The 15,468-nt window shown below is 68.7% G+C and carries 14 protein-coding genes; 9 read left to right on the top strand and 5 right to left on the bottom strand.

Going from position 1 to position 15,468, the window contains the following annotated elements; all coding sequences use genetic code 11:
- The first annotated feature begins 32 nt into the window (after nucleotides 1-32).
- The 5 genes from IEY60_RS13430 to IEY60_RS13410 are packed head-to-tail and all read left to right on the top strand — an operon-like array spanning nucleotide 33 to nucleotide 6,656.
- The gene (locus tag IEY60_RS13430; RefSeq protein ID WP_189027817.1) at nucleotides 33-1,694 is read left to right on the top strand and encodes an aldehyde dehydrogenase family protein; all 1,662 of its coding nucleotides are present in this window, start codon (nucleotides 33-35) and stop codon (nucleotides 1,692-1,694) included.
- A gap of 2 nt (nucleotides 1,695-1,696) precedes the next feature.
- The gene (locus IEY60_RS13425) at nucleotides 1,697-2,893 is read left to right on the top strand and encodes a thiolase family protein (protein WP_189029342.1); all 1,197 of its coding nucleotides are present in this window, start codon (nucleotides 1,697-1,699) and stop codon (nucleotides 2,891-2,893) included.
- A 34-nt stretch (nucleotides 2,894-2,927) separates the two neighbouring features.
- Entirely contained in the window at nucleotides 2,928-4,667 is a 1,740-nt protein-coding gene (locus IEY60_RS13420) for a class I adenylate-forming enzyme family protein (RefSeq protein WP_189027814.1), read from the top strand.
- Between the two features lies 1 nt (nucleotide 4,668).
- A complete protein-coding gene (locus IEY60_RS13415) occupies nucleotides 4,669-5,181 on the top strand; it encodes a PaaI family thioesterase (RefSeq protein WP_189027812.1) in 513 nt (170 codons plus the stop codon).
- A complete protein-coding gene (locus IEY60_RS13410) occupies nucleotides 5,178-6,656 on the top strand; it encodes a carotenoid oxygenase family protein (RefSeq protein WP_189027809.1) in 1,479 nt (492 codons plus the stop codon). Before IEY60_RS13415 ends, IEY60_RS13410 begins: the two co-directional genes overlap by 4 nt.
- A gap of 105 nt (nucleotides 6,657-6,761) precedes the next feature.
- Here the strand turns inward: IEY60_RS13410 and IEY60_RS13405 are convergent, their stop codons facing one another.
- Nucleotides 6,762-8,009 carry an acetyl-CoA acetyltransferase gene (locus IEY60_RS13405; RefSeq protein WP_189027806.1) on the bottom strand — a complete coding sequence of 416 codons (1,248 nt, stop codon included), beginning with the start codon at nucleotides 8,007-8,009 and terminating at the stop codon, nucleotides 6,762-6,764.
- 255 nt (nucleotides 8,010-8,264) lie between these two features.
- On the opposite strand from IEY60_RS13405, the gene IEY60_RS13400 reads away from it, so the two are divergent.
- Complete coding sequence (locus tag IEY60_RS13400; protein ID WP_189027804.1) at nucleotides 8,265-9,197, top strand: winged helix-turn-helix transcriptional regulator; 933 nt, start codon at nucleotides 8,265-8,267, stop codon at nucleotides 9,195-9,197.
- A gap of 260 nt (nucleotides 9,198-9,457) precedes the next feature.
- Here the strand turns inward: IEY60_RS13400 and IEY60_RS13395 are convergent, their stop codons facing one another.
- Nucleotides 9,458-9,598: a hypothetical protein gene (locus tag IEY60_RS13395; RefSeq protein ID WP_189027802.1), complete on the bottom strand. Its 141-nt coding sequence runs from the start codon at nucleotides 9,596-9,598 to the stop codon at nucleotides 9,458-9,460.
- 139 nt (nucleotides 9,599-9,737) lie between these two features.
- Here IEY60_RS13395 and IEY60_RS13390 point away from each other — a divergent pair, with 139 nt between their 5' ends.
- On the top strand, nucleotides 9,738-10,208 hold the full coding sequence (locus tag IEY60_RS13390; protein WP_505827673.1) for an SNIPE associated domain-containing protein: 471 nt from the start codon (nucleotides 9,738-9,740) through the stop codon (nucleotides 10,206-10,208).
- Nucleotides 10,209-10,268: 60 nt separating this feature from the next.
- On the opposite strand, the gene IEY60_RS13385 is transcribed toward IEY60_RS13390, so the two are convergent.
- Genes IEY60_RS13385 through IEY60_RS13375 form a run of 3 tightly spaced genes read right to left on the bottom strand, consistent with a single transcriptional unit; the run spans nucleotide 10,269 to nucleotide 13,450 of the window.
- Complete coding sequence (locus IEY60_RS13385; RefSeq protein ID WP_189027797.1) at nucleotides 10,269-11,084, bottom strand: alpha/beta fold hydrolase; 816 nt, start codon at nucleotides 11,082-11,084, stop codon at nucleotides 10,269-10,271.
- Nucleotides 11,081-12,133, bottom strand: a complete 1,053-nt coding sequence (locus IEY60_RS13380; RefSeq protein WP_189027795.1) for an FAD-dependent oxidoreductase — start codon at nucleotides 12,131-12,133, stop codon at nucleotides 11,081-11,083. The genes IEY60_RS13385 and IEY60_RS13380 overlap by 4 nt, the downstream gene beginning before the upstream one ends.
- Nucleotides 12,134-12,166: 33 nt before the next feature.
- Complete coding sequence (locus tag IEY60_RS13375; RefSeq protein WP_189027793.1) at nucleotides 12,167-13,450, bottom strand: carboxylesterase family protein; 1,284 nt, start codon at nucleotides 13,448-13,450, stop codon at nucleotides 12,167-12,169.
- Between the two features lie 97 nt (nucleotides 13,451-13,547).
- Here IEY60_RS13375 and IEY60_RS13370 point away from each other — a divergent pair, with 97 nt between their 5' ends.
- A complete protein-coding gene (locus IEY60_RS13370) occupies nucleotides 13,548-14,132 on the top strand; it encodes a TetR/AcrR family transcriptional regulator (RefSeq protein WP_189027791.1) in 585 nt (194 codons plus the stop codon).
- 883 nt (nucleotides 14,133-15,015) lie between these two features.
- Nucleotides 15,016-15,429 carry a hypothetical protein gene (locus IEY60_RS13365; protein ID WP_189027789.1) on the top strand — a complete coding sequence of 138 codons (414 nt, stop codon included), beginning with the start codon at nucleotides 15,016-15,018 and terminating at the stop codon, nucleotides 15,427-15,429.
- Nucleotides 15,430-15,468 lie beyond the last annotated feature (39 nt).

The raw sequence follows: 15,468 nt of genomic DNA, 5'->3' as shown, positions 1-15,468 counted from the left end.
CCACACATCTGTTGACACAGGAACGAGCGCCGATGTTCTTCGAAACCCACCTCGAACAGTTGCGGGCGGCGGCGGAGGCCAACCGCACCCGCGTCGCCTGGACCGGGTACGCGCCCATCGCCCCGCCCGGCGTCGCGCAGGCCGATGCCATCCTCGCCACGTTCGACGGTGCCACCCTGACGCTCTCGTCGCCCACCGACTCGGTGATCACCGCCGACGAGATCTCGCCGTACACCGGGAAGGCGCTCAACGTCAGCTACCACGCGCCGTCGGTCGACCAGGCGCTCGCGGGCGCGGCGGCCGCCGCCCGCGCCCTCCGCGACGCCGATATCGAGCGCCGGGTCGGCGTGTGCCTGGAGGCGCTGCACCGGATCCACCAGCGCGGCCAGGAGTTCGCGGCGGTCACCGCGCACACCACCGGGCAGAGCCTGAACATGGCCTGCAGCGGCAGCGGGACCAACGCCCTCGACCGCGGCCTGGAAGCGGTGGCGATGGCCTGGTCGGCGATGACCCGGGTACCCGGACAGGTGACCTGGCAGCAGCGGTTCGGCAAGTCGGACGTGACTCTGCGCAAGCGATTCCGCGCCCGCCCGCTCGGCACCGCGCTCGTCATCGCCTGCGCCTCGTTCCCCGCCTGGAACGCCTACCCGGCGATCCTCGCCAACCTCGCGACGGGAAACCCGGTCCTCGTCAAGCCGCACCCCCGCTCGGTCCTGGCGACCGCGCTCGCGGTCGGCGTGATCCGTGAGGTGCTGGCCGAAGCGCAGTTGCCCGCCGACGCCGTCCAGCTGGTCGTCGACACCGCCGAGGCTCCCGTCGCCGGACAGCTCGCCACCAGCCCCGAGGTGCGGATCGTCGATTTCACCGGCAGTCCCGCCTTCGGGTCGTGGCTGGAACGCAACGTCCCGAATACCCTGGTGTTCACCGAGACCGCGGGCGTCAACACCGTCGTCCTCGATTCCGTCTCCGATCTGTCCGCGGCGATGCGCACGCTCGCCGGCGGTCTCTCGCTCTTCAGCGGCCAGATGTGCACCACGCCGCAGAACATCTACCTCCCCGACGCGGGCGTGCGCACGGACGCGGGCGTGATCGCCCGGGACGACGTCGTCGCCGCGCTCCTGTCCGCGATCGACGACCTGGCGGGCGCGCCACGCCGCGCCGCGGCCGTCTGCGGCGCGCTGCAGTCCGACGCGACGCTGCACTCGATCACCGCGCTCGCCGACGTGGCCGAGGCGAGCGGGACCCTGCTGCGCAAGCCGGTACCGTACGTCCACCCCGACTATCCCCGGGCCAGGGCGGTGACCCCGCTGGTCGTGCGGGTCGATCCCCGTCGGGGGGACACGCTTCCCGAGGGCGAGCAGTTCGGTCCGGTCGCGTTCCTCGTCGACTGTGCCGACACCGCGGCCGCGGTGGCGCACGCGACCGCGAGCGTCCGCGGCCACGGCGCGATCAGCTCGTACCTCTACTGCACCGACGACGCCGTCGTCGACGAGGTGGCCGACGCCTACGCCGATGCCGGCGCCTCCCTCTCGGCGAACCTGGTGTCCTCGATGCCCATGCAGTTCGCGGCCGCCTACAGCGACTACCACGTCACCGGGCTCAACCCCGCAGGCAACGCGACCCTCACCGACGAGTCGTTCGTCGCCGGGCGCTTCCGCGTCGTCCAGGACCGCCGCCAGGTCGAGGGGGCGTGACCATGTCCCAGTTCTCCTCCGGCGTCTACATCTACGACGCGGTCCGCACACCGAAGGCCCGGGTCCGGCGTCAGGGCGGCACCTTCGCCGACGTACCCGCGCACGAACTCCTCGCCCAGCTGCTGTCCGCCCTGCGGGAACGTGGCCTCCCCGCCGATACGGTCGACGATGTCATCGTCGGCACCAGCACGGCGGTCGGTGAACAGGGCGGCAATGTCGCCAGGGCAGGCGTGCTCTGGGCGGGCTGGCCCGACCACGTCGGCGCGGGCGTGGTCTCGCGACTGTGCTGCTCTGGACTGGACGCGATCGAGTCCGCCGCGGCCAAGGTGGCCTCCGGTATCGCCGATGTCGTCGTCGCCGGTGGCGTCGAGTCGATGTCCCGGGTGCCGATGCTGTCCGACCGGCCTGCCTTCGTCGGCGACGAGGAACTCGGCGACCGCACCGGCTACGTCACCATCGGGGTCTCCGCGGACCTGACCGCGGCCGAATACGGTTTGACCCGAACCGATCTCGATGCCTACGCGGTCACCTCGCACCAGCGCGCCGCCGCGGCTCCGCCGTCCCGCTCGGTGATCGCGGTCCGATCGGGCGACACCACGATCCTCGACTCGGACGAGGGCCCCCGACCCGACGTCAGCCTCGAATCCCTCGGCGAACTCTCGCCGCTCTTCGGCGAGGACCCGTCGTGGAGCAGAGTCGCGAAGCGCCTGCCCGCGGTCGCGCGGCCGGCGGGTGGGCTGCACACCGCCGCCACCGCTCCGCAGATGGCCGACGGTGCGGCGTTGGCGGTGTTCGGATCCGCCGCCGCACGCGATCGGTTCGGCAGCGAGCCGATCGGGGAGGTGGTCGGCTTAGCCCAGGCCGCCGTGCGCTCGCCGCTGCTCACGGCATCGGTCGCCGCCTCGCGGCGCGCCATCGAGAAGGCCGGGATCACCGCGGGACAGCTCGACGTGATCGAGGCGAACGAGTCCTTCGCCGCGTCGGTCCTGGTGATGATCCGGGAACTGGGGCTCGATCCGCACCGGGTCAATCCACTCGGCGGATCGCTCGCCACCGGCCATCCGCTGGGTGCGGGTGGCGGAGCTCTCCTCGTCAACGCCCTCGACCAGCTCGCCCGCGTCGACGGCGAATACGCCCTCGTGACCATCCCGGCGGCGCTCGGGCTCGGCGCCGCCGTCGTCGTCCGCCGACTCCGTTGACCGGCTACCCAGATCACCGCACGAAAGAGACACCATGAACGCCATCCCGGACGGCATGGCCGCCGACCGCTTACGCCCCTGCCACCCCGATCACCGTGTCGCGGACTACCTGGAACGCCGGTGGTGGTCACCGCTGACCGTGCTCGATCTCCTCGACGGCCACGTCCGCACCCGCGGCGAGTCCTGCGCGGTGACCGATCCGACGAACCTGCCCGAGCTGTGCGGGCTCGAGCCCGCGGAGCTGACCTGGCGGGAACTCGACGCCCGCGTCGACGACCTCGCCGCCCAGCTGCACGAATCGGGTGTCGGCCCCGGCGACGTCGTCGCGGTGCTGATGCCCAACTCCGTCGCGCTGACCGCGACCTACTTCGCGCTGTGGCGCCTGGGCGCGATCGCGGCCCCCATGCCCGCCTCGTATCGACGGCACGAACTGACCCGGATCGTCGAATCCGCCTCGGCCGTCGCGGTGGTCACCGTCACCGACCTCGGCGACCGGGCGCCGTCCGAGGAAGCACTCAGCCTGATCGGCGAACTGCCCTCGCTGCGCACCGTGTTCACCTTCGGTGCGGCCGTGTCGAGCGCAGGCAGGCCCCTGGACGCGGATCCCGCCACCGAGGAATCGCGCGAGGCCGTGCGCCGCGTCTACGGGGCACTGCCCCGATCGGTGAACGACTGCGTCACCATCTGCTGGACCAGCGGAACCGAGGCCGCGCCCAAGGGCGTGCCCCGCTGCCACGGCGACTGGATCGCGGTCGGGCAGGCGGTTCAGGACGGTCTGGAGACGGACCCCGCCGCGGTCATGCTCAACCCGTTCCCGATGGTGAACATGGCCGGGTTCGCGACCTCGCTGCTGCCGTGGCTGCTCGGCGGCGGCCACCTGGTGCTGCACCACCCGCTCGACCTGGCCGTGTATCTCGATCAGCTCCAGCGCTACCGGGTCACCCACACGAGCATGCCGCCCGCGATCCTCACCATGCTGCTGCAGCGCGCGGACCTGCGCGCCGCGCACGACCTGTCGGCGCTGCGCCGGGTGGGGTCGGGTGGCGCTCCGCTGCCGCCGGGCGTCGTGCGCGACTGGCAGTACTCGCTCGGCGTGGAGGTGCTCAACTTCTTCGGGTCGAACGAGGGCGTGTGCCTGCTCGGTGCCCCGTCCGACACGCCGGACCCGATGATCCGCGCCGAGTACCTGCCGAATTATGGTGCGCCGGAACGTACTTGGGTCACCGGGGTCGCCGAGCGCACCTCGGTACGGCTGGTGGATCCCGCGACCGGTGAGCAGGTCACCGAGGTCGGCGGGCGCGGCGAACTCCGCCTGCAGGGCCCGACGATCTTCGCGGGCTACCTCGCGGGAACCGCCGCGTCGAGCCCGTTCGACGACGACGGATACCTCTGCAGCGGGGACATCTTCGAGCTGTGCGGCGACAACGGCGAGTACCTCAGGTTCGTCGACCGCAGCAAGGAGATCATCATCCGCGGCGGAATGAACATCGCTCCGGCCGAGATCGAAGGGATCCTGATCGACCATCCCGCGGTCGCCGACGTGGCGGTCGTCGGGTACCCCGACGACGTGCTCGGCGAGAAGTGCTGCGCGGTCGTGGTTCCCGCGACAGCAGCCGGGGTCGAGCTCGAGGACCTGGTGAGCTTCCTGCGGGCGAAGGAGGTGGCGTCGTTCAAGCTGCCGGAGCGGATCGTCACGGTCGACGAACTGCCCCGGAACCCGATCGGCAAGCTGCAGCGGCGCGACATCCGCAGCGCGATCGAGAAAGTCGGCTGACATGGAATCACCGGTCGAGGACCGCGCACCGGTGGGCAGTCCACGCGAGACGCCGACCGGGTCGGCCCGGCCCCTCGTCGAGGAGCTGAACGCGATGCTCGGCGGGCGGTTTCCCGGCCTGATCGGCATGCGCGTCCGGGCGGCCACGGCCGCGGCGGTCACCGGCGAACTGCCCGTTCGCGAGGCGCTGCTGGCGCCGAACGGATATCTGCACGCGGCCACCGTCGTCGCCTTGGCCGACACGGTGTGCGGTGTCGGCGCGCGGCTGGCGCTCCCCACCGGAGCGTCCGGATTCACCACTCTCGAACTCAAGACCAACTACCTCGGCACCGCACGGTCGGGGACGGTCACCGCCGACGCGACGCTCGTCCACGGCGGGCGGCGCACCCAGGTGTGGGACGCCACCGTCCGCGACGACTCCGGACGGGCGATCGCGCTCTTCCGCTGCACCCAGCTGGTGCTCTACCCCACAGCGCCACAGCGCCACAACAACACTGAAACGGAGCAGGCATGACTTCCACCCAGCCCCGGGCGAACGGCGACCCCATCGCCGTCGCTCGCCCGGTCGACGCCACCGACAATCCGTACACCCTCGGCGTATTCGCGCCCGTCCACGACGAACTCACCCTCGACGATCTCACCGTCATCGGGGAAATTCCCGCCGACCTCAACGGCGTGTATCTCCGCAACGGCCCGAACCGGCAGTTCGAGGCGCCGGGCCGATATCACATGTTCGACGGCGACGGCATGATTCACGCCGCGCACTTCGAGAACGGAAAGGTGCGGTACCGCAATCGGTATGTCCGGACCAAAGCCTTCCACGAGGAGTCCGAGGCGGGCCGCGCCCTGTGGACCGGTCTCATGGAGAACCCCCAGGACAATCCGTGGGGCAACGGACACGGTCTCGGGATCAAGGATTCTGCCAACACCGACGTCATCTATCACCGTGGCCAGGTCCTGGCGACCTGGTACCTCTGCGGAACGCCCTACGCCGTCGACCCGTTGTCGCTGGAAACCCTCGGCGCGCAGGACTTCCTGGGCACCCTCGTGGGTGACATGATGGCGCACCCGAAGGTCGACGAGGCCACCGGCGAGCTGATCTGGTTCGACTACGGCCCCGACCAGGACTTCCTGCGCTACGGCATCATCGGCGTCGATGGTCGCCAGACGCACCTGACCCAGATCGACCTGCCGGGTCCGCGACTGCCGCACGACATCGGGATCACCGACAACTACTCGATCCTCATGGACCTGCCGCTGGTGCAGGACCACGACGCACGCCGTGCGGGCAAGTACCGGATCTTCTACGACCAGGAGCTGCCCGCTCGATTCGCCGTCATTCCCCGGCACGGACAGGGCAGCGAGGTGCGCTGGTTCGAGGTGAAGCCCTGCTACATCTACCACGTCGTCAACGCGTGGGAAGTGGGCGAGGAGATCATCATGGATGTGTGCCGGGTGAAGAACCCGCAGCACCAGACGACGTTCGCGTCGCCGCTGTCGAACATGCTCGCGTACATGCGACTCGACGCGCAGCTCTACCGATACCGCTTCAACCTGCGCACAGGCGCCACCATCGAGGCCGAGCTCGACAACGCCAATATCGAGTTCCCCAGTGTGGATTCGCGGGTCATGGGCCGCTCGCACCGGTACTCGTACAGCATGAGCCTCGGCAACGAACCGACCCTGTTGTTCGACGGACTCGTGCGCTTCGATTCGCAGACGGGCGCCAAGGAAGAGCACAAATTCGGTTCCGGGCGTTGGGGTTCGGAGGCGCCGTTCGCGCCGCGCGACGGATCGACGGGCGAGACCGACGGCTACCTGGTCTGTTTCGTCAACGACGAGGCCGAGGACCGGGGCGAGATCAATATCTTCGACGCCGAGGATGTCGCGGCGGGACCGATCGCGCGGGTGCTGTTGCCGCGCCGGGTTCCCTCCGGCTTCCATGCAACCTGGGTGCGCGCCGATCAGCTGGCCGAGGCCCGCGGGTAGTGGTCAGAGCCCTCGGTCCGCATCGGCGGGCCGAGGGCGATCCGAAAGTCTCCTGGGCGAGGTGGGCGAAACCCGCTCCGCCCAGGAGACTTTCGTCGTTTGCGATCAAGCGGGCGTCCGGGTGCCCCGGGTGACGACCGTGGACACCGCGGTCGTGAACGATCCACCGATGTTGACGGTGAGGGCACGCCGGGCGTTGTCGACCTGATGATCCCCCGCCCGGCCGGTGACCTGGCGAGCCGCGTCGAGCACCATGCGGACGCCGGTGGCGCCCACCGGGTGCCCGTGCGACATCAGCCCACCGCTGGGGTTCACCGGCAGCCGCCCGCCGAGTTCGATCGAGCCGTCCATCACCGCCTCGCCGCCCTTGCCGGGGGCGGCCAGCCCGATGTGCTCGAGGGTGACCAGCCCGTTGATGGTGAAGCAGTCGTGGATCTCGGCGACATCCAGATCCGCGACCCCCGAGATCCCCGCGCGCCGGTAGGCGTCCTCGACGGCTCCGCGCAGGTGCGGGAAGAGATAGTCCTGCTCGGCGCTCTGGGCGAGTTTGTCCGCGAGCAGCAGAGTCGCGGTACGGTGGCCGAATCCGGCGATCGTCGCTTCCTGGTCCAGGTCCGCTCCGGTCCGCTGTGCCCACGCCCGCGCGAACTTCGGCCCGGCCAGCACCACGGCGGCGGCGCCGTCGGTGATGCGGCCGCAGTCGGTTTTGCGGAGCATTCCCTCGACGATGGGGTTCACCTCGTCGTTCTCGTCGAAGGATCCCGCGGGGAAGTCCCAGTCCCGGGTCTGCGCGAGCCCATTGCGGGACCCGTTGCCAAACGCGATCTCGGCGAAACGGCCGAGATGCGCGTGGTCGAGACCGTAGCGCCGCTCGTACTCCACCGCGATGTCGGCGAAGAGCGCGGGCCACGGATACTTCACCTCCAGCGCCTCCCGCCCCGCCCACGCCGCGGTCCCCAGGTATTCGGCGGCCGTCTGCGCGGACACGTTGCGCATCAGCTCGACCCCGACGACCAGCGCGACGTCGTATCGGCCCGACTCGATCTCCGCGCACGCGGCGAGGACGGCGGTGCTGCCCGAGGCGCACGCCGCTTCGTGCCGCGTGCTCGGCAGTCCGTCGAGTCCTGGCACCGCCGCGATTACCATGCCGCCGAGCTGGGACTGGCCGGCGAAGAGTTCGCCGGCCAGGTTGCTCACGTGGATGACGCCGACCTCGCGGTCGTCGACTCGTGCGTCGGCCAGGGCGGCAGGCACGGTCTCGGCGAACATGTCGACCAGGCCGAGCCCTTCCTTCGACCAGTTCCTGGCGAAGTCGGTTTGGGCGCCGCCGAGAACGTACACGGGGTGTGTCATGTGTTCCTCCTTGTTGTCGCACTTCAAGCTCACGGCGACCCCATCATTACTACAATATTAAAAGTCACTCTGCAATACTGGAGTCCGGTCAAGGGTTCATGCAGAGTGGCGAGTAGTTGCGGCAGTAACTCAACGACAACCCCATCACGCGGAGCGTATGATGTTGAATTCACTACTCTATAAATAGTCACAATCTGCGCACTATGCGCCGCACTGTGGCAGTCCCGGCCCGACCCCGTTTGCGATGATGGACGCATGCCCACAGTCCGGCCCCGAGCCGCTGCGCCACCGATCCCTCCGGCGTCGTCCGCGCTGGGGCACGCCCTGCTCATCATGGGCGACAAATGGAACCTGCAGATTGTGCGGGCCGTTTTCGACGACACCGTGCGTTTCGCACAACTGCGCGACAGGTTGGGGATCTCCGACGCCGTTCTGTCGCACCGTTTGGGTCGACTGGTCGACGACAGGATCCTCGACGCGCAGCCGTATTCGACCTCGCCGCCGCGCAACGAGTACCGCCTTACCGATCTCGGCTGCGATCTGTGGCCGGCCTTCGTCGCACTGTGGAATTGGGACCGTTGCTGGACACCCGACCGACCGACCACCCTCCTTCGCCACCGCATCTGCGGGCACGTCATCACCCCGGTGTTCGGCTGCGGTGATTGTCAGGCGATCGGGGTCACCGCGCGCGACGTACGGACCGATGTCGACGCGCCGCTCCTCATCGACGTCGCGGACCGCCGCTCCCGGCGCACGGCGAGAAGCGACGCGGCAGCGCTGGACTCCTGTAGCGTGCTCGCCGATCGGTGGTCAACCTTCCTGCTGGCCGCCGCACTCGAGGGCAACCGCCGCTTCGGGGACTTCCAAGATCGGCTCGGATCGATCTCGCCGGTAACCCTGACCGACCGCCTCGCGTACTTCGTCGACCAGGGAATGCTGATCCGCACACCGATTGTCGACGGCGCCCGGCGGCAGGAGTACCGCACCACACCCAAGAGCCTCGACTTCTTCCCGGTCTTCGCGGCACTGAACTCGTGGGCTGCGCGGCACCTGTCCGAATACGGACGGTCCGGCCTGACCATTGTGCACAACGCTGGCGACCATCTACTCGAACCCCGATACACCTGCAATGCATGCAATGCCGAGTTGCATCGCACCGACACCGAATTCCGGCGCCTGCGGCGTTGATCTTCTCTGCCACCTCGAGCAGCCGATCCATCGACCGCGCGGCGATCACCACCCGGCCCCCGCCGCGCGAACCAGCGCGCGGTTACCTCCCCCACCCCGAACGAAGCCCCGGTGATCACGACCACTTTGCCCTCGACTTCGCGGCGCAGAGCGGCCTGGCTGCGTAAGCCTCGGGGTCCGATGCCCCAGGCGATCGCTCGCGCGAACGGTGTCTCGACGATCCGCGAGGGACCGGTGGGTAGAACTTCAGACATCAGAGATCACTCTGTCGTCCTCGACATGGTGGACAAGGAACCGAGGTAGGCCACGGCTTGCGGATCCGCGAGCGCGGCATCGATCGCCCTCTGCGTGAGCTCGATACTCGGATCGGTGCGCAGTGCGGCCAAGATGGTGCCGAACATAGGAGTATCTGGCTCGGTCGTGGCTGAGCAATCCTGATCTCGATCCTGCCATTGGTGGGGCCGGTGCGAAGAAGCAGCCTCCCTGGAACGGTCTTGACTTCTATGTCGCTGTCGGTGAAAGCCAGCACCGCAACTCGGGATCTATACCTACCGCCATCCTCTTACCGACGCGGTCGCCTACCGGGAGGCACTGACCGTGTTGCAGGGTGAGATCAAAGCGATGGCGCGGCGCGATGGTGGCGCGATCGAGGCGTCGTTGTCCTGGCACGTCAACGGTTCGCTGACCGAAGGCCGCAAGGCGATCAGGGAGTACTCCAAACTGATGTTGCGTGCCTACAACGCCGAAGCCGACAATCTTGTGCGCAGTCTGAAGCCGTACAAGCTGCAGAGCGCGCTCGACCGGCTCGACAAGGTTGCCTTCACCATCGAGCGGCTGGGGATGAGGTTCACTCTTACGCTCACCTCCGCGATCGCGGGCAACTTCCTCGCGGCCGGCGGTTCGGACCCGGTGGCGTCGGCACGGTGGCTGATTCTCGGCATCGCGGCACTGACCGTCATCGGTACGGCCACCGCGTTCCTGGTGACCACAGGACGAAGGAACCAGGCGTAGCCATGACACGGTGATGCCGGGCGAGGGATAACTCCGCCCGGCATCGTCGCAGTGCGGCACTCAGCCCCGCACGGTCGATCCGAGGAACTCGAACAGCTCCGCGGCAACGTGTTCCGGCAGTTCGAGGCCGGGGAAATGAGTTTCCCCGGGCAGCCGGCGATAGCTGAACCACGGGTGGCGAGCGGCGAACTCGGCGTGCAGCGCGTCGTAGGCGTCGGTCTTCGGGTGCGAGAACACATGCCGGATCGGACGTGTCCCGCTCATCAGCTCCATCCGCCGCATCGGCGAACCCCAAGTGTGGTAAGCCTTTTCGACCTCCCGACCCGAGCGTGCCCACATGTCGTAGCCGTGCCCGCCTGCTTCGAACCGAACATGGTTCAGCACGGCCGGATGGGTGCTGCCGTCGAGCCACGAACGCAGGAGGCCGTCGCGGGCCGCTTTCCAGGTCGCCGGGTCCTGCAGGGCGGCGACGCCCGCGGCGAATTCCGGCGGCGGGGGCGTCATGATGAGATCGAGCAGCAGCACGGCCGGAACCCGGTCGACTCCGAGCCGGTCGGCCACCTCCAAGCCCACCCACCCGCCGTGGGCGTGCGAGAGCGGAACGAACGACTCCACTTCGAGGGCGTCGAGCAGGCCGATGGTGTCGGAAACCTGTTCGGCCACACCGAATTCGCCGACCGGAGTCCGGTCCGGTCCGTGTCCGCGCCAGCACACCCGGATGACCCGGTGCCGCTCACGCAGATGCGGTAGGAGCGGGTTCCAGGCCCGCAGATCGTGCGCCCACCCGTTGAGCAGGACGATCGCCGGGGCGTCGGGGGCGTATCCCTGGTCGTCGAAGGCGATGTCGACGCCGTCGATGTTCATCGTGTTGATCATCCTGTTCTCCTTCTCCGATCCGCGGCACCGCGGACACTGTGGGGATCGCTGCGCGCGTCTGCGCCGTCGCCGGTCGTCGGTCGCAGCCGTGTGGCGGCCAGCTGCGAGCTGGTCAGCCCGGGCAGTCGGCCCGCCAGCGTCAGCAGAGGGTCACGCGCGAGGTCCGGGACGCTGTTGAGCAAGCGCATCCGATACGAGGTGCGCTGGGCCCGTTCGATTCCCGGACGCTGCTCGACCTTGAGCCGGTGTTGCGCGCGACGCCTGATCTCCGAATTCCCTGGTCGAACTTCGAATACATCCGGTCGACGGCGTGGTAGGTATGGGAAGCTGCGCACCCAGGAATCGATGTCGACGACGTCGCCGCGGGTCGCGGCGTCATCGCTGTCGGCGACCACGGCGAGGTAGAGGGACTCCGGCGTGCACGGCGTGTACAACAGTCGGCGGCGTCCCTGGAAGTGTTCGAGATGCTTGGCGCTGTCCGTGGGCGGGAGGTGGTCCGGCGCGGAGGGCACCATCAGCCGCGCCGCCCCCTCGCGCATCCGGACCCGCCGCGCGGTGAGCCCGAGCCGATCGCGGAACGGGGGGTGGACTCCGTTGGCGACGACGATCAGATCAGCGGTGGCGCAGCGGCCGTTCGTGAAGTCCACCTGGCCGTCGGGGGTCACGTCGACCGCGGTGGAATCGGTGACGAGTTCGGCTCCGGCCGCGAGAGCGGCCTGCGCCAGCGCCGCGACCAGCTGGTTCCGCAGCAGGGTGTAGCAGCGCGGCTGACCGTCGCCGTTGATGTCGATCCGGTAGAGCGGCCTTCCGTGCCGCGATCGTGCCTCGATCGCCGGGCCGATGTGTGCGCCCCGAGTCGCCGCCGCGTACGCGCCGATCTCCGCCAGCGCGGACAAACCGTTGTCCCAGACATAGATTCCGGCGCCGACCGCGCGGATCTCGGATTGACGTTCGTGTACTCGCACACGCCAGCCCTGCCGCGCGAGCGCCGCGGCGGCGGTGAGCCCGCCGATACCGCCGCCGATGACTTCAGCGTGCCGAACAACCATGGGCCGCTGTCCTTTCTGGTGGGATTCGAGCGCTCAGGGGATCGAATGGATGGTCGGGGAACCGGGCATGCAGCGCGGCCATCCCGGATCTCCGGTGTGCACGAAAGCACCCCACCGGCGCCGTGTCCGCGTGCCGAGTTCACGAATGTCGGTGCGGCTCAGCGGTCGCACCATGGCCGCGTCCCGCCAGGCGTCGTCGTCGCCGAACAGCAGCGGCAAATCGAGGCAGTGGCAGGCACCGAACGGGTTGTCCCGATGCAGTCGCTGCACCCGATAGCGGTAGACCTCGGCGCCGTGGGTGGCGAGCAGATCCGCGAAGTCGGCGGTGCCGTCTTCGAAGGCCTTGCGTCCCACCAGCCGCTGGATGCCGGACGTGACCGGCGAACCGCACGGCAGACGGCGAATCCGGGAGAACACCGGATGCGCGCCGCCGTAGAAGGCGCCCATCTCGTCGGCGGTCGTCCCGATGATCACCGGCAGGCCACCCGCTCGCCGCACGACCTCGCGTCGCCATACGGATTCGCCGGGGAGCGGATCGACGCCGGCGATCGGCGCGAACGGCGGCGCGGCGTTGAGTCCGCCTGGGCCGGCCGACGCGCGCACCGCCGTACCCTGCGCGACCAGGATCTCGGCGGTGGACGCCTCGCGCGGATCGCGGCCGAGCGCGGCGAGAAAGCGCTGCGCCGCGCGCTGCGCCTGGCTCGCACGCTGGAATCCGATGCCGAACGGCGCGCTCTGCACGATGGCGCGCTGGAACAGCCCCCTGGTGGATTCGATGCCGAGCATCGCGACGACGGAATGCGCTCCGGCGGACTGTCCGGCCACGGTGACCCGGCCGGGATCACCGCCGAACTCACCGATGTGCTCGCGCACCCAGGTCAGCGCGGCGATCTGGTCGAGCAGACCGAGATTGCCCGGCGCGACACCCGGCATGCGCAGATAGCCGAGGACGCCGAGACGATAGTTGATCGAGACGACGACGATGCCGGTCTCCCGCACCAGCTCGGTCGAGTCGTACAGATTCCACGCCCCACTGCCGACCAGATAAGCGCCGCCGTGAATCCACACCAGCACCGGGCACGGGGCCGAACCCGCTGTCGCGGGTGCGGTGACCACCAGCTCGAGACAGTCTTCCGACTGCGGCAGCGGCAGCGACGCGCCCATCACCTGTTCCAGCCGACCCGGTAGTTGCGGCGCGATCACCGGCTGCCGCCCACCCTCCGGCCTGCCTTCGTAGGGCACCGATTCGGGAGGGCCGAACCGGTCCGCCCTGGCGAATCGGATGCCGCGGACCACCACGACGTCGCTGTCGCTCATCTCGTTCCTCCTGCACTCTATCGCAAGTCGACTTGCGATATCCGCCACGCTAGGCCCCCGCACGGCACAACGCAAGAGAACTTGCGATAATGGGGACATGCCCCCGCCTGTCGAGCACATCCCGCAACTTCGCGGAGCGCGGCTGCGGCGCGCTGTCCTGGACGCGACGCTCGCCCGCATCGAGACCGTCGGCATCGACGCCGTGCGTGTCGCCGATATCGCCGCCGACGCCGGAGTACACGAGACCTCGATCTACCGGCGCTGGAAAACGCTGCCGCGGCTGTTGCTCGACGCGCTGCTCTCCCGAATGGAGTCCCAGATCCCCATCCCCGACACCGGATCGGTGCGTTCCGACCTGCTCGCGTTCATGACGACGCTGGTCCGGTTCGCCCGCGCCCCCTCCGGCACGGCCCTGATTCGCTCCACCGTCATCACCGAAGTCGATGCCGACGCCGACGCGGCCCGCCGCGAGTTCTGGGCCGTGCGGCTCGCTGCGTCCGAGGAGATCGTCCGGCGCGGTATCGAGCGCGGCGAAGTCACGGCCGGGACGGACCCGCGCCTGACCATGCTGATGCTGGGCGGGCTGGTTCACATGTACGCGACCCAGTTCGACAGCGACATTCCCGACGGCTTGGCCGAACACTCGGTCGACCTGCTCCTGGCCGGACTCGGACCGCGCTGAATCCCCGCTTCGCGACCCCGAACCCATCGAGTTGAGCGACCCGCCGACGCCGTACCGACGGCCAGCGTGGTTGTTCTAAACAAGCGGCGCGACCGGCCAATTCAGGGCTTGCCGGGTGGACCCAAGATTTCCCCACGCGACGAAGACCTTGGACCGCATGGTCGGCGGTGTCGACGAACGTGATGACCGGACCATCGACGACACCAATCCATCCGGTTTCGAGGGCCCGTCACAGCAGGAGAGGCATTGACAAGGTCTGCGATCACCGGCGGATTGCGGTACTGGGTGCTCAGCGCGACGCAGCGAGGATGCTGTTCGGTGCTCGAACAGTCCTCGCGGTCCAGCGGTCCGTTCCAACCACCGCTTCCTCACAGCATGCCTTCCTTCGAGTGATTCCTCCTCCCGCGGACGTCACGTCCGACGGGTGATGCACAGTGCGCATCACCCCACCGATAGGTTCTGGTGACAAGAGGCGATGGAAGATCGACTGGCACAACCGGCTCCAGCACCGACACTCGGATCTGCGAACGAATCCCCACTCAGACGCGGTACCGATTCCGGCAGTTCGAGGTGCGCAAAGCCTCCGCTTACAGACCACGTGCATGTCGGACCGCCACAACGCTCAGCCTCGACGCTCGCCTCATCCGACAGGTCCTTGATCGCCAGCTCCCGCATGCTCCGCTCGAGTTGGAACTGGTGCTCAACTCAACAGCAGATGAGTTGCCCGACACCAGGCCTGCACCGAACTGCCGTGGCCGACGGGCATGACACCGCGCGAACAGGGTGGGCCGGGTCAGCCAAGCTGTCACGCTCTGCAAATCGACACCCCCAGAACTTCGACTTCAGCACCGGGTTCTCCGACCTGGTCGGGGCCGTATCGATCATGCGCGTCACGCCGCACCGCCTGGCCAAGGCTCTGACCGCGGAGAAACTCGTGACCGCAGGCGGGCTCTCGGCCGGCGCCCTGCTCGAGGCAGTCACCGAATTCCAGGCCATCCTCGAGCACATGGCCACGGACCAGCTCGACCACACCGTAGTCCTGTTGGCCCGGGCGCTCGCCGAGTGGGACCTGCGCCTGGGTATTCCCGACGGAGCTGCCGAGCAGTACCGGCCCGTGAAGAACCTCGCCGAGGTGGTACTCGGGTCGGCTTTTGCCTACCAGCTCATCCGGCCGTCTTTCGGCCGACCAACCCGGCGGGATGGTTCAAGGCAAGGACCCCACGTTGCCACTGGCCGAACTCCAGTCGGCATGGATCCAAGGAACACCGCCGCTTCGTCGAGTTCGCCGACACCGTAAAACGCGACCGGGCTATCGGAATCTGCTATGGCGCAGCAG

It is taken from the genome of Nocardia rhizosphaerihabitans (assembly GCF_014646295.1).
GTDB classification, from domain to species: Bacteria; Actinomycetota; Actinomycetes; order Mycobacteriales; family Mycobacteriaceae; genus Nocardia; species Nocardia rhizosphaerihabitans.
The sequence above is the reverse complement of the archived record's forward strand: the minus strand, read 5'-3'. Positions and strand labels throughout refer to the sequence as shown.

What these genes read in the sequence shown, in the direction of transcription:
- IEY60_RS13365 (WP_189027789.1), top strand. Translation starts at nt 15,016, where the DNA reads ATGCGCGTCACGCCGCACCGCCTGGCCAAGGCTCTGACCGCGGAGAAA.
- IEY60_RS13400 (WP_189027804.1), top strand. Translation starts at nt 8,265, where the DNA reads ATGCCCACAGTCCGGCCCCGAGCCGCTGCGCCACCGATCCCTCCGGCG.
- IEY60_RS13415 (WP_189027812.1), top strand. Translation starts at nt 4,669, where the DNA reads ATGGAATCACCGGTCGAGGACCGCGCACCGGTGGGCAGTCCACGCGAG.
- IEY60_RS13385 (WP_189027797.1), bottom strand. Translation starts at nt 11,084, where the DNA reads ATGATCAACACGATGAACATCGACGGCGTCGACATCGCCTTCGACGAC.
- IEY60_RS13395 (WP_189027802.1), bottom strand. Translation starts at nt 9,598, where the DNA reads ATGTTCGGCACCATCTTGGCCGCACTGCGCACCGATCCGAGTATCGAG.
- IEY60_RS13430 (WP_189027817.1), top strand. Translation starts at nt 33, where the DNA reads ATGTTCTTCGAAACCCACCTCGAACAGTTGCGGGCGGCGGCGGAGGCC.
- IEY60_RS13370 (WP_189027791.1), top strand. Translation starts at nt 13,548, where the DNA reads ATGCCCCCGCCTGTCGAGCACATCCCGCAACTTCGCGGAGCGCGGCTG.
- IEY60_RS13425 (WP_189029342.1), top strand. Translation starts at nt 1,697, where the DNA reads ATGTCCCAGTTCTCCTCCGGCGTCTACATCTACGACGCGGTCCGCACA.
- IEY60_RS13420 (WP_189027814.1), top strand. Translation starts at nt 2,928, where the DNA reads ATGAACGCCATCCCGGACGGCATGGCCGCCGACCGCTTACGCCCCTGC.
- IEY60_RS13375 (WP_189027793.1), bottom strand. Translation starts at nt 13,450, where the DNA reads ATGAGCGACAGCGACGTCGTGGTGGTCCGCGGCATCCGATTCGCCAGG.
- IEY60_RS13410 (WP_189027809.1), top strand. Translation starts at nt 5,178, where the DNA reads ATGACTTCCACCCAGCCCCGGGCGAACGGCGACCCCATCGCCGTCGCT.
- IEY60_RS13380 (WP_189027795.1), bottom strand. Translation starts at nt 12,133, where the DNA reads ATGGTTGTTCGGCACGCTGAAGTCATCGGCGGCGGTATCGGCGGGCTC.
- IEY60_RS13405 (WP_189027806.1), bottom strand. Translation starts at nt 8,009, where the DNA reads ATGACACACCCCGTGTACGTTCTCGGCGGCGCCCAAACCGACTTCGCC.